The organism is Rosenbergiella metrosideri, assembly GCF_022602565.1.
In the GTDB taxonomy this organism is placed as follows: domain Bacteria; phylum Pseudomonadota; class Gammaproteobacteria; order Enterobacterales; family Enterobacteriaceae; genus Rosenbergiella; species Rosenbergiella metrosideri.
Genome location: NZ_JALBCV010000003.1, coordinates 155,321 through 167,972 on the forward strand (window position 1 = coordinate 155,321; position 12,652 = coordinate 167,972).

Annotated in this window: 11 protein-coding genes and 1 tRNA gene; 1 reads left to right on the forward strand and 11 read right to left on the reverse strand. The window is 48.8% G+C overall.

Translation table 11 applies throughout. The features are described 5' to 3' along the window. Nucleotides 1-74 precede the first annotated feature (74 nt). The 11 genes from hflC to orn form a co-directional block, all read right to left on the reverse strand. The gene (gene hflC, locus MKR94_RS05235; RefSeq protein WP_241645874.1) at nt 75-1,016 is read right to left on the reverse strand and encodes a protease modulator HflC; all 942 of its coding nucleotides are present in this window, start codon (nt 1,014-1,016) and stop codon (nt 75-77) included. Further along, a complete protein-coding gene (gene hflK / locus MKR94_RS05240) occupies nt 1,009-2,163 on the reverse strand; it encodes an FtsH protease activity modulator HflK (protein WP_241645876.1) in 1,155 nt (384 codons plus the stop codon). Before hflK ends, hflC begins: the two co-directional genes overlap by 8 nt. Nucleotides 2,164-2,215: 52 nt before the next feature. Next, nucleotides 2,216-3,499: a ribosome rescue GTPase HflX gene (gene hflX, locus MKR94_RS05245; RefSeq protein WP_241645878.1), complete on the reverse strand. Its 1,284-nt coding sequence runs from the start codon at nt 3,497-3,499 to the stop codon at nt 2,216-2,218. 60 nt (nt 3,500-3,559) lie between these two features. Next, on the reverse strand, nt 3,560-3,856 hold the full coding sequence (gene hfq / locus MKR94_RS05250; protein WP_071433907.1) for an RNA chaperone Hfq: 297 nt from the start codon (nt 3,854-3,856) through the stop codon (nt 3,560-3,562). An 86-nt stretch (nt 3,857-3,942) separates the two neighbouring features. Further along, nucleotides 3,943-4,890, reverse strand: coding sequence for a tRNA (adenosine(37)-N6)-dimethylallyltransferase MiaA (gene miaA, locus MKR94_RS05255; protein ID WP_241645880.1), 948 nt, complete (start codon nt 4,888-4,890; stop codon nt 3,943-3,945). After that, complete coding sequence (gene mutL / locus MKR94_RS05260) at nt 4,883-6,691, reverse strand: DNA mismatch repair endonuclease MutL (protein ID WP_241645884.1); 1,809 nt, start codon at nt 6,689-6,691, stop codon at nt 4,883-4,885. The genes miaA and mutL overlap by 8 nt, the downstream gene beginning before the upstream one ends. Nucleotides 6,692-6,720: 29 nt before the next feature. After that, the gene (gene amiB, locus MKR94_RS05265; RefSeq protein ID WP_241645887.1) at nt 6,721-8,307 is read right to left on the reverse strand and encodes an N-acetylmuramoyl-L-alanine amidase AmiB; all 1,587 of its coding nucleotides are present in this window, start codon (nt 8,305-8,307) and stop codon (nt 6,721-6,723) included. After that, complete coding sequence (gene tsaE / locus MKR94_RS05270; RefSeq protein ID WP_241645890.1) at nt 8,304-8,780, reverse strand: tRNA (adenosine(37)-N6)-threonylcarbamoyltransferase complex ATPase subunit type 1 TsaE; 477 nt, start codon at nt 8,778-8,780, stop codon at nt 8,304-8,306. The genes amiB and tsaE overlap by 4 nt, the downstream gene beginning before the upstream one ends. Nucleotide 8,781: 1 nt before the next feature. After that, nucleotides 8,782-10,302, reverse strand: coding sequence for an NAD(P)H-hydrate dehydratase (locus tag MKR94_RS05275; RefSeq protein WP_241645892.1), 1,521 nt, complete (start codon nt 10,300-10,302; stop codon nt 8,782-8,784). A gap of 334 nt (nt 10,303-10,636) precedes the next feature. Then, nucleotides 10,637-10,712: transfer RNA gene (locus MKR94_RS05280), tRNA-Gly, on the reverse strand. Between the two features lie 149 nt (nt 10,713-10,861). Further along, a complete protein-coding gene (gene orn, locus MKR94_RS05285) occupies nt 10,862-11,407 on the reverse strand; it encodes an oligoribonuclease (protein ID WP_241646016.1) in 546 nt (181 codons plus the stop codon). 103 nt (nt 11,408-11,510) lie between these two features. Between orn and rsgA the strand changes: the two genes are divergently transcribed. Further along, nucleotides 11,511-12,560 carry a small ribosomal subunit biogenesis GTPase RsgA gene (gene rsgA / locus MKR94_RS05290; protein WP_241645895.1) on the forward strand — a complete coding sequence of 350 codons (1,050 nt, stop codon included), beginning with the start codon at nt 11,511-11,513 and terminating at the stop codon, nt 12,558-12,560. Nucleotides 12,561-12,652: the final 92 nt, after the last annotated feature.

Consider the following 12,652-nt stretch of genomic DNA (forward strand, 5'->3'; position numbering starts at 1 on the left):
GTTCCTTACAATAAAAAGGGCCGGTAAAATCACCGACCCCTACAGTCTACTAGGAATTGATAATAATTGCAGCGTTAGGGCGATTGCATAAAGCGTAAAAACTCGCTGTTATTATCGATAAAGAGTAGTGAATTGCTCGAAGCAAAGCTTTTCTCGTAGGCAGAGAGCGAACGTAAGAAAGCGAAAAACTCAGGGTCTTGCGAATAGGTACTGGCAAAGATATTCGCCGCTTCAGCATCCGCCTCTCCACGAATGATCAGCGCTTGTTTTTGCGCTTCAGAGAGTGTTTTGGTCACACCATAGTCGGCCTGAGCGCGTAATTTTTCGGCCTCTTCTTTACCTTGAGAACGTTGGCTTCTCGCCACAGACTCACGTTCTGCACGCATCCGATTAAAAATGGCTTCAGAGACTTCGGTAGGAAGATTAATCTGTTTAATCCGCACATCGACAACCTCAATCCCTAAGGCTGCCATACTATTATTATGTAGGCTATCAGCAGAATCAGGCAACTGCTCAAGCTCATCATACTCGGTGCCAGCGCTACCTTTATTCAGGGCATCCCGCACATCCGTAGTCAATCGCCCACGAGAATCGGTTACGATATCTTTCACATTAAGACGGCCAATTTCCGAACGCAGTCGATCGCTGAACTTACGTTTAAGTAACAGTTCAGCCCGAGAAATTTCACCGCCTCCCGTGGCAAGATAGTAACGACTAAAATCACTGATCCGCCACTTGATGTACGAATCAACGATCAGATCTTTTTTCTCTTTTGTCACGAATCGGTCCGCTTGGTTATCCAGCGTTTGGATACGTGCATCGAGTATCTTTACCGTAGAAACCAACGGCCATTTCATATGTAATCCCGGTTCAACCACTACGGGAATGTTTTTCTGGTCCCGCAGAACTTTACCAAAGCGAACGACAATTCCACGTCCCCCCTCGGAAACGATGAAACAAGCGTTGAACAGAATCATTAATACTATTAATCCCGTTCCAAGTAAGACTTTACCCATTATCACGCCCTCCTTGACGAGAATAATTACTCAATGTCGATCCTGCTGACTCAGTCTTAAGGCGTTTTATTTGGTTTTGTGACGTCGTTTGCGCGGAGTCTTGCCATTTTAACAACTGCTCTAGCGGAAGCAGACTTAGGGTGTTGCCTTGTTGCCCCGTAAGGACCTTAGGCGTATGCGCGAGGATTTTCTCCATCGTTTCTAGATAAAGCCGCTGTTTGGTTACTTTTGGGGCAGCCTGGTATTCCGGTAAAATTTTCTTAAAGCGTTCAGATTCCCCTTCGGCTTCTAAAACAGTACGCGCTTTATAGGCCCGCGCGTCTTCAAGAATCCGTTGTGCTTGCCCATTCGCGCGAGGTTGAACCTCGTTAGCGTAAGCTTCTGCCTCACGCACATACTGTTCTCGATTTTCACGCGCGGCAATGGCATCGTCAAATGCGGCCTTAACCTCTTCCGGCGGACGCGCAGCTTGGAAGTTTACATCAAGGACGGCTAGCCCCATTTGATACGGTAACATCGTCTGTTCGATTTCCCGTTGGGTCTCGCTTCGCACAATCGTTCGCCCCTCGGTCAGCACCCGATCCATTGTCGAACGACCAATCACGCCACGTAAGGCGCTATCTGTCGCCTGGCGTAAGCTATCTTCAGCATTCACGACGGAATAGAGATAGCGCACAGGATCGACCACCCGATATTGGACGTTCATTTCCACCCGGACCACGTTTTCATCAGCCGTTAACATGCTTCCTGTCGCCGCTAACTCTTTGACCGAAGCAACATTGACAGCGGTCACCCGGTCAATCAAAGCTGGTCGCCAATTTAACCCTGGGTCGACGAGGTGGCTATATTTCCCCAATCGGGTAATCACCCCACGCTCGCCCTCTCCAATGGTATAAAAGCCACTCACCGCCCATAAGCCGGGTAAGATTAATGCAACGGGGATAAGTGTTGAGAAGGAGGGTGAAGAAGGGGAAGCCCCCTGCCGACGTCGTCCTGATAGCGTAAACCATTTTGCTATCGCCTGACGAAAGAGTTTTTCAAGGTCTGGGGGACCATGTTGTAAGCTTGGTTGTTGAGAATCAGCGCCGCTATTCTGCGCCAATGCACTGCACCGGGTTTCCTGGCTACCCGCTTGTTTCCACATCATACTAATCTCCATTTAGTGACATTGTGGAGGCCCCACTCTAGGGGCCGAATACTTATTTTACGACGTAATCTGATAAAGCCGGATAGTGCTTAGTAAGACGATGCCATTCGACGATCGGTAAACGGACCTGTAAACCGATGGATCCATCGTCCTGATTCCATTCTTCTTTAATTGCATCAAGCTGATAAAAACGGCTACGAAGACGACCTGCTTCCGGAGGAAGCGTCAAAGTATGCTGGGCAATCTCGCCTGAAAGCCGTTCTGAAAGCGCCTGCCACAGCAAAGGTAATCCTAACCCGCTCTGAGCAGAAAGCCAGACACGTATTGGAACACCTTCTTCGTTGCGATCAATACGTGGCACAAACCCTTCTAATTGATCGATTTTATTCATGACATGCAAAGCAGGAATTTCGTCTGCCTCAATTTCCGCCAAGACGTCGTCGACCGCCTCAATATTCTCATTCACACGTAAATCGGCTGCATCAATCACATGTAATAACAGCGTAGCTTCACGGGTTTCTTGTAGCGTCGCCTTAAATGCAGCCACTAAATCGTGAGGAAGATGGCGGATAAACCCTACGGTATCGGCCAATACCACTTCGCCAACGTCTGTTACCGATAAGCGCCGTAAAGTAGGATCGAGTGTCGCAAAAAGTTGGTCAGCCGCATAGACCTCTGCCGAGGTAATACTGTTGAATAGTGTCGATTTGCCGGCATTGGTATAGCCTACCAGCGATACGGTTGGGATATCAGCTTTGGCCCGTGCCTGTCGACCCTGCTCACGCTGTTTTTCGACTCGCTGCAGTCGAGAGAGAATTAGAGTGATGCGATTACGTAATAGGCGTCGGTCTGTTTCAAGTTGTGTTTCACCAGGACCGCGTAAGCCGATACCGCCTTTTTGACGCTCTAAGTGCGTCCAACCACGGACTAATCGGGTCGCTAAATGGCGCAACTGGGCCAATTCAACCTGTAATTTACCTTCGTGCGTGCGCGCTCGCTGCGCAAAGATATCTAAAATAAGCCCTGTGCGATCGATCACTCGACACTCACACAGTCTTTCTAAATTCCGTTCTTGGGCAGGGCTTAATGCATGGTCGAAAATCACCACACTGGCCCCAGTAGCCTTGACCGCATCCGCGATCTCTTCTGCTTTACCTTCGCCAACGAAATATTTGGGGTGGGGGGATTTACGGCTTCCCGTAACAACTTGCAGGGCTTCAACCCCTGCGGAAGAGACAAGTGTTTCGAACTCTTGTAGATCTTCGCTTTCTTTATCTTGTGCAAACCAGATATGAACTAAAACGGCCTGTTCGCCGGCATCATAACGCTCAAACAAGCGATAACCTCACTGAAAGGATGACAACCAGAGAGCCTAAACTCTCCGGTCGAAAGAAAATTACTCTGCAGACTCACCTTCATGGTGTGAACCAGTACCAGCAGTGCCATTATTATGATAATTGCTGCTACCTGGCGCATTGGTATGGTGAGAAACAGGGCGCGATGGCACGACGGTTGAGATAGCGTGCTTGTAAACCATTTGGCTGACGGTATTTTTTAATAAAATGACGAATTGATCGAAAGATTCAATTTGCCCTTGAAGTTTAATGCCGTTAACCAAGTAAATAGAGACGGGTACACGCTCGCGACGCAAAGCGTTTAAAAACGGGTCTTGTAATGATTGCCCTTTAGCCATTCTATCTTTTCCTTATACGTTCGTAGTGTAATTATTATAGAGTTTAGAAACCGCTATGGCATACCATGCCTGAAGATTGTAAATAATCAATCAGTTATAGCACGAATAACGTTTAAAACTTTCTCACGAGCCTGATCGGGTTGCAGGCTATCAAGCCAAACAAGTGCTTTCCACCCTCGCAACCAGGTCATTTGTCGCTTAGCCAACTGGCGAGTGGCACATATGCCACGGAAAACCATTTCATTATAATCTATTTCGCCGTCAAGCCATGACCACATTTGTCGATAACCGACACAACGCACAGAAGGCAGATCAACATGAAGATCACCACGCTGATAAAGCGTTCTGACTTCATCTTCAAATCCTTCGTTCAGCATCTGCTGAAAACGCATTTCAATCCGTTGATGAAGCACTTCACGGTCTTGCGGAGCGATAGCAAACTGGTAAACGTCGTACGGAAGCGCTTCCCCCGCCGTTTCAGTTAACTCTGTTAGAGTTTTACCTGAAATGAGAAAAACTTCCAGTGCTCGCGTCAGTCTTTGTGGATCATTAGGGTGAATTCTTGCTCCAGCCTTAGGATCTATCAGACAAAGTTCTTGATGAAGAGTTTCCCAACCTTCAAATTTTGCCCGTTGTTCCAAGTGTTGACGGATGTCAGGATTGGCAGAAGGTAAAGGCGATAAGCCTTCAAGCAACGCTTTAAAGTAAAGCATCGTTCCCCCCACCAATATAGGAATCGCCCCACGCTGCGTAATTTCAGCCATTTTTTGTAAAGCATCTCGACGAAAATCGGCCGCAGAGTAACTTTGGCTGGGATCAATCAAGTCCAATAGATGATGAGGGGCGGCAGCCTGCTCAGCCACAGTCGGTTTAGCCGTGCCAATATCCATACCGCGATAGACCAGTGCGGAATCGACACTGATAATTTCAACGGGCAAGGTTTTTGCTAGCTCAATGGCTAGGGCTGTTTTACCCGATGCTGTCGGCCCCATAATAAAAATGGCTTTAGGTAATGGGGAGGTCATATCATTCATTTAATAGTACTTCAAAAAAAGGGGCTAAGGATAACGGTTGAATGAGGCCCGCTGGCGGGGTACTCACCTGTTCGGGAGCCAGCCGCTCTAAATCAGCTAACAGGCTAATCGCTTGCGAGTGACTCCACGTGGAGTCAGTGCTGACACGTTTACCCGCCAACCAAGTTGCTAACTCGCTTTGATTAATGTCAGAGACTGAGGACAGCCATGTAATCAGTTCTGGCAGTAATTGCTGTAAATTCTGAGTCCGTAAAGGTAAAGGCACTGCACGCAGGGTACTGTAGTGGCCATCACTTTGCAGATCGATGCCGAAGCGTTGCAATAACTCGCTATGCTGAGTAATCAGTTGCTTTTCTGCCGCGCTACTTTTCACACGTAATGGGATCAGTAAGGGCTGCGAGACCAGTGGCTGGGTGGCTGGATTCAGCTGCTTTGCCAATACCAAACTTGCTGCTTTGGCTAAAGAGAGCAATGCGAGGCCACTTGAACGTTCAAGTAGCGCAAAGCGTTGCTCACAAACGGTAAGCACTCGCCCAAAGCCCTGTGTATGGCCAGCTAAAGGTTCGAAGCACTCAGCCTTGAGAGGCTCAACAGCGGCCTCCTCCACTCTTGGCGTCGAACGGACTAAGCGCTGATACACATCGGCCTCTTTCTTACGATACGGCTCTGGCGAGTAATGACGCTGCCCTTCAGCCGGTTGACTCGGCTGTGTGAATTTATTCTTACCCGCCGAACTCCGGTTCTCCGCAATCACTGGCTGAGAGAGCTGCGCAGGCTGGCTCTGCTCTAATGCTCCCCCCTGTTCAGCCGGTGTTAATGCACTGGCAATACCTTGATAGATAAAGTCATGCACTAACCGTGACTGGTGAAAACGAACTTCGTGTTTTGCCGGGTGGACATTTACATCAACTTGATGAGGGTCCACCGTGAGGAAAAGCACGTATGCTGGCGTTTGCTGTTGGCCGATATGTTCTTGATAGGCTTGGCGTATCGCATGATTAATCAGCTTATCGCGCATCATCCGACCATTAACGTAGCAGTATTGGGTTTCGCTAGCCTGTTGCGCATAATCGGGCGATACCACCCACCCTTCGATACCCAAGCCATCATGTTGCCAATCGATATGCACGGCCTGTGAGACAAAGTTGGCGCCACAGATCGCGGCCAGCCGCTGCTGTTTCTGTTTCTCATTATTCGCCATTCGGTAGTGGCGCGCCGGCTTACCGTTGTGGGTCAGTATAAATTCGACGTCAAAACGCGCGAGCGCGATACGCCGAATGACCTCATCGATATGGGTAAACTCTGTTTTTTCGGTCCGCAGAAACTTACGGCGAGCAGGCGTATTATAAAATAAATCCAAGACCTCTAGGGTCGACCCACATGGATGGGCGGCAGGCTTAAGACTGACGTTCATCTCACGCCCTTCGGCGTAAGCCTGCCACGCTTCTTGCTGTGTCGCCGTACGTGAAGTCAGGGTAAGTCGAGAAACCGAGCTAATACTGGCGAGGGCTTCACCACGAAATCCTAGACTCATGATCGCTTCAAGATCATCTAACGAGGCAATTTTACTCGTCGCATGGCGAGCAAGCGCCAAGGAGAGCTGTTCCTTATCAATGCCACAGCCATTGTCCCGAATCGCAATCCGTTTGGCGCCGCCCTTATCGATCTCGATATGGATACGCGTTGCCCCAGCATCTAGGCTATTTTCAATCAGTTCTTTTACCACAGAGGCTGGGCGCTCTACCACTTCCCCAGCAGCGATTTGGTTAGCCAACTGCGGCGGTAATATCTGGATTGGCATATAAGATCCTCTGCAGCGACCTCTTCCGGCTACGATTGCGGGATGATTAAGGTCTGACCTAACATCACATTGGCGGAACGAAGCTTATTCTTGGTTATAATAGTTTGGGCACTCACCCCATATTTCAAGGCTATCGCATTAAGCGAGTCTCCCCGCACAACTTTATGCCTTATTACGGTCGCCGATGACTGAGTCATTGTCTTTGCCCCACCAATCCGTAATCGCTGGCCGACCCAAACACCCGATTTTTTAAGATGATTTTGCGTAATAATCGCCTGACTACTCACCCCATATCGCGCAGCAATACCGGATAAGGTTTCACCGCGTTGAACAACATGTAATTGAGCCCCTTGAGGCGAGGCGACTTGAACCGGATTAGCCTTAACGGGGCGGTTTTCGCTGGCAGCAATATATTGGTATGGATGGCTACGGAAGTAAGCGCGTAACCCTCGGTAAATTGCATGCGCGATTTTGGTCTGATAAGCAGAATTACCCAGTAGCTTCTCTTCCTGCGCATTACTGATAAAACCCGTTTCCACTAACAGTGAGGGGATATCCGGTGAGCGCAGTACACCCAAACTCGCATGCTCTGGTAAGCGTTTATGCAAAGGCGTGACTTGACGGAGATTTTGTAGCACTTTGGTTGCGACATCGTAGCCAACACGCTGTGAGTGCCCAAATTGAAGATCAAGTACCGCTTGGCTTAAGTAGGGATCGGACTGACTATTGGCCAGTAAATCTCCAGCCCCACCCAGCAGTTCAGACTGTTTCTCAGTTTGCTCTAACCAATTCGCCATTTCAGAGTTTGCGCGGCGATTAGAGAGTACCCATACCGAAGCACCGCTGGCGGAATGCACAGGAGCAGAGTCAGCATGTATCGATACTAATAAACTCGCATTCTCTTTACGTGCCACTTCTGAACGTCCCATCACCGAAATAAAGTAATTTCCATTACGGGTTAATACCGGTTTGAACATCGGATCCGCATCGAGAAATTTCTTTAACTTGCGAGCAATCGCGATGGTGACATTTTTTTCTTTTAAACCATGTTGACCAATAGCCCCTGGGTCTTGCCCACCATGTCCCGCATCAATCGCTACAATTACGACCTGATTACGGGCGACTTGCCCACCGGGATAACTGGTGGTATTGGTATTCGACACCGCTGTTTTTGTTGACGTAAACGGATTTTTTTCTGGTCTTTTAGCCGCGATCACTGCGGGTGGCGCCGTTTTCCCCTGAAGCGTGACCACCACTTGCCACTGGTTACCTACCTGACGAGTGGTGACCGAGGAGCCTGAAGCCTGGGTCAATTCAAATACGAGTCGAATCGCATGTTGGTTCGGCGGCTGACTGGTGCGAATACGTTTAACAAGATTGGCCCCACTAAAATTAAGCGGCAGTCCCTTGATGACCCCGCTTTCGTGGATATCCATCACGAACCGTTCTGGATTATGCAAACTGAACCACGATGAAGTTGGCTTATCCGCAAAACTCAATGTCACTATCGATTGTGCCTCTCGATTATCCACCTGAATATCCGAGAGCGATGCCGCCGCCACCGCTCGACTAACGAGGCAACATAGTACGACGAGAATCAGCCGCCTGAAGGTCATGCCGCTCCCTCGTTACAAGAAATTTTTTGTAATAACTGTTCACCCCACGGTGAGCTTGCCACGACTTCCGCCTCTCTCCCCTCACCTTGATAGCTTAAGGTGATAGTCAGATCTGGCGAGGGTAAAATACCGGCTCCCTGCTGAGGCCATTCGACTAAACAGATAGCATCGCCCGTGAAATAGTCACGGACCCCCATAAACTCGAGCTCTTCAGGATCAGCAAGGCGATACAGATCGAAATGATAGGCTAGACGCTGATCAATTTCATAAGGCTCTACCAACGTATAGGTAGGGCTTTTTACATTCCCTTGATGGCCTAACGCTTGCAAAAAACCTCGGCTGAAGGTGGTTTTACCGGCCCCTAAATCTCCAACTAAATAGATAATTGTTGCTCGCTCACTGGCCTTTGCTAAGCGGGCACCTAATGCCAAGGTGTCCGCTAAGTCAGTCAGCATAAATGTTTTTGTTATCATGTTACTCATTGAGATCCTGAAGTGGATTGACACTTATTCTTAATTTTTCAATCACATCCAGAGCAAGCATTCCACGCATTCCGTGGTCATCCGCCACAAGGTCGGCCGCATGACCATGGGCAACCACTGCGGCACAGGCGGCTTCAAACGGTTCCAGTCCTTGACCGAGAAGGGCTGTAACGACGCCAGTCAATACATCCCCCATTCCCCCACTAGCCATGCCAGGGTTACCTACGTAGGCAATCGAAGTGGCTGATGTGCCATCGGTGATAAGGGTACCTGACCCCTTCAATACGGCGACTCCGCCAAAACGTTCCACCAACTGATGCGCCGCGGACAAGCGGTCGGCTTCGACCTCTGCAACGCTTATCCCTAATAATCGGGCTGCTTCTCCAGGATGTGGAGTCAGAACCCGATTTTGACGTTTATCCGGTTCGATTGCTAGGAGGTTTAGCGCATCTGCATCCCATACCATGATTTTTTTACTTAATTTTACCTCTTTTAGTGCGTTTTTTGCCCAATCGGATTGGCCCAGTCCAGGACCAATCGCCACAATATCAGCCCAATCGAGTGCATCGCGAAGCGATTGAGAGGTCAATTCAGCAACCATCAATTCCGGCCGAGCGGCCAACAGTGGCACAAGATTCGAGGCATGGGTTAATACGCGAACGAGGCCTGCGCCGCTCCGTAATGCGGCTTCACCGCTCAGTCGTATCGCACCGGCAGTCCCTTCTGCGCCGCCAATCACCACCACTTTACCCATATCCCCTTTGTGGGCGCTGGCTTGACGTTGGGGTAACCATCGAGGCAACTGTCGTGCAGTCAGGCATTCAATTGGAGGCGAGAGCTGCGGCAGTAAATGAGAAAGCCCCAAGTCAGCCACCCACAGCTTACCGCTGTAGGCTCGCCCTTTACCGGTTAACAAACCCGGTTTTAGGGTAATAAAGGTCAGTGTTGCGGTTGCCTGTATCACGGCCCCTAGCGGCTGGCCGGTTTGCGCGGCTAAGCCTGAAGGAATATCGACGGCTAATACTGGCGCAGCATGGTGATTCGCTAAATCGATCAATGCTTGGCTTTCCTCGCGAGGTGCCTGACGTAGGCCTATACCAAAAAGCGCATCAACAATCAGATCAATATCATCAGGCCAAGGATCGCCCGCGGATAATGATGGGTGCCGTGCAATATTATCCCAATAAGCTTTGGCACGTGCTGCCTCAGCGGGCCGCTCATAGTGTCGCGTCGCCTCTACCACCGTGACACGGATACCGGCTTGGTGAAGAAGAGAGGCGAGGACAAATCCGTCACCGCCGTTATTGCCAGTTCCACACAGCACTAAACAGTGTCGGGTATTGGCAAAGTGTTCGGCTACTAACGTTGCCAACGCCTCACCGGCTTGCCACATTAAGGTATAAGGTGAGCCGTCATGTAAACGACATAATTTCTGTTCGAGCTCTGCAATATGGTCGACAGGCCAACAATGGCTTGGAAGCTGGTCACTCACTGCTGAAATACTCTGCATCATTCCGACTCCTACTCCATTCTCGCTAACCGAGCGATGGACGAATAAATAAAAAGGATAGGTCGAAACCTGGCTAAGCGACAGAATTGCAACGAGAATTTTGCTGTGAATAGCTTTTTTTAACGAAGGAAGGTCATGGGGATAACGCGTTAAGACATTAATAACTATAAAATAAAAAAACCTTAAAAATCATCATGATATAATCTAACTGTGGAATGGAGCTGTTACAGCTCAACATTGAACACCCTGTGGATAACTCTGTTGAAAAGCTTAGCGATGACCGATGAAATCTAGGCTGCAATGTAGAGAGAGTGATTGGAAGACTGAGATGAAAACTTGGAGCGGGAAACGAGATTCGAACTCGCGACCCCGACCTTGGCAAGGTCGTGCTCTACCAACTGAGCTATTCCCGCGCCCTAAACAGTAAAAATATTTACTACCGTTACGGGGTGCGAATTATACGAGAATAATTGTTCTACGCAACCCCCCTACACCGCTTTTTTTATTTTTTCGTATCAACTGCCGATTAACTCGGCAGTTTGCACAGTTATCATCCTAAAAATTACAGTTTTAGAAAGTTTTCACGGTAAAACGCCAACTCAGCGATCGATTCTCGAATATCGTCTAGGGCTTGGTGAGTCCCTTTTTTATGGAACTTTTGCAAAATATCCGGCTTCCAACGACGCGCCAACTCTTTTAATGTACTGACATCCAGTGCGCGGTAGTGAAAATAGTTTTCAAGTTGAGGCATATAGTTCACTAAGAAGCGACGATCTTGACCGATAGAGTTGCCACAGATAGGTGAGCTATTTTCAGGTACCCACTGTTTTAAAAATTCGAGGGTCAACTGCTCCGCCTCGGCTTCCGATACGCTACTCTGCTTAACCCGTGCGACTAATCCACTTTGGGTATGGGTATTCACGTTCCACTCATCCATCAATGCAAGTTGTTCATCGCTTTGGTGCACCGCCAATACAGGCCCTTCAGCAAGCACATTCAATTGCGCATCAGTCACTATCGTTGCGATCTCAATAATCCGATCACGTAGTGGGTCCAACCCCGTCATTTCTAAATCGATCCAAATAAGGTTATCTTTACTTTGCGTCATCATCGCCCTCGTTTACCCGCTAAATTCGCCATTTGTTCTCATTAAGGTGTATCATAGACCTTTTGCCCACTTAGGGCGAAACATCTGTTAGATGAGAGGTTATGTGAGTAAAAATAAACTATCAAAGGGCCAACAACGGCGAGTTAATGCCAACCACCAGCGTCGGTTACAGCAACGTGAAGGGAAAGTGGAACCTGATGATAGCCTATTTGCTGAACCTCAAGACGGCCGAGTCATTAGTCGTTTCGGCATGCATGCTGATGTCGAAGATCCTCAAGGCCAAATTTGGCGCTGTAACTTACGTCGCACAATTCGCTCACTCGTAACAGGCGACCGCGTTGTCTGGCGCGCGCCACTCGAAGGGATGGGTAAAGGCATCGTAGAGGCCGTCCATGAGCGGCAATCGGTACTGACCCGACCTGATTACTATGATGGGATCAAACCCATTGCCGCAAATATCGACCAAATTATCATTGTCTCTGCGATTTTACCTGAACTGTCATTAAATATTATCGACCGCTATTTAGTCGCTTGCGAAACCCTGAATATCGCTCCTCTATTAGTATTAAATAAAACTGATCTTCTGGACGACGACGGTATGGCATTTGTCGATGAACAGATGGCGATCTATCAAGATATTGGTTATCCAGTATTAAAGGTTTCCAGCCATCAGCGAGAAGGCCTTCAACCGCTTGAAGAAGCGTTAACCGATCGCGTCAGTATTTTTGCTGGGCAGTCTGGCGTCGGTAAATCGAGCTTATTGAACGCATTGTTAGGCTTTGATGCTCTCGATAATAATGCCATCTTAACCAACGATGTGTCTGATAACTCAGGACTAGGTCAACACACCACGACCGCCGCACGGCTCTACCACTTTCCACAAGGTGGCGATGTTATCGACTCACCTGGGGTCCGTGAGTTCGGTTTATGGCACCTAGAACCGGAACAAATCACTCAAGGGTTTGTCGAATTCAAACCGTATCTGGGGTTTTGTAAGTTTAGAGATTGCAAACATCTTGACGACCCAGGTTGCGCGCTGCGTCACGCCGTTGAACTAGGAGAGATTGATGAGCAGCGCTTCGAGAATTATCATCGAATTCTCGAAAGCATGGCTTCCGTTAAAATAAGAAAAAATTTCACCAGTAAAGAGTAGGTGCCGCAAGGTCCCCCACTTCTACTGCATACACGTATACCGTTGTGGCATTGTCCGCAATAATATTTAGAACGATTGAGTACGCCAGGAGG

Coding starts and splice junctions, on each gene's coding strand:
- hflC (WP_241645874.1), bottom strand. CDS start 1,016: ATGGGTAAAGTCTTACTTGGAACGGGATTAATAGTATTAATGATTCTG.
- hflK (WP_241645876.1), bottom strand. CDS start 2,163: ATGATGTGGAAACAAGCGGGTAGCCAGGAAACCCGGTGCAGTGCATTG.
- hfq (WP_071433907.1), bottom strand. CDS start 3,856: ATGGCTAAAGGGCAATCATTACAAGACCCGTTTTTAAACGCTTTGCGT.
- miaA (WP_241645880.1), bottom strand. CDS start 4,890: ATGAATGATATGACCTCCCCATTACCTAAAGCCATTTTTATTATGGGG.
- mutL (WP_241645884.1), bottom strand. CDS start 6,691: ATGCCAATCCAGATATTACCGCCGCAGTTGGCTAACCAAATCGCTGCT.
- amiB (WP_241645887.1), bottom strand. CDS start 8,307: ATGACCTTCAGGCGGCTGATTCTCGTCGTACTATGTTGCCTCGTTAGT.
- tsaE (WP_241645890.1), bottom strand. CDS start 8,780: ATGATAACAAAAACATTTATGCTGACTGACTTAGCGGACACCTTGGCA.
- MKR94_RS05275 (WP_241645892.1), bottom strand. CDS start 10,302: ATGATGCAGAGTATTTCAGCAGTGAGTGACCAGCTTCCAAGCCATTGT.
- orn (WP_241646016.1), bottom strand. CDS start 11,407: ATGACGCAAAGTAAAGATAACCTTATTTGGATCGATTTAGAAATGACG.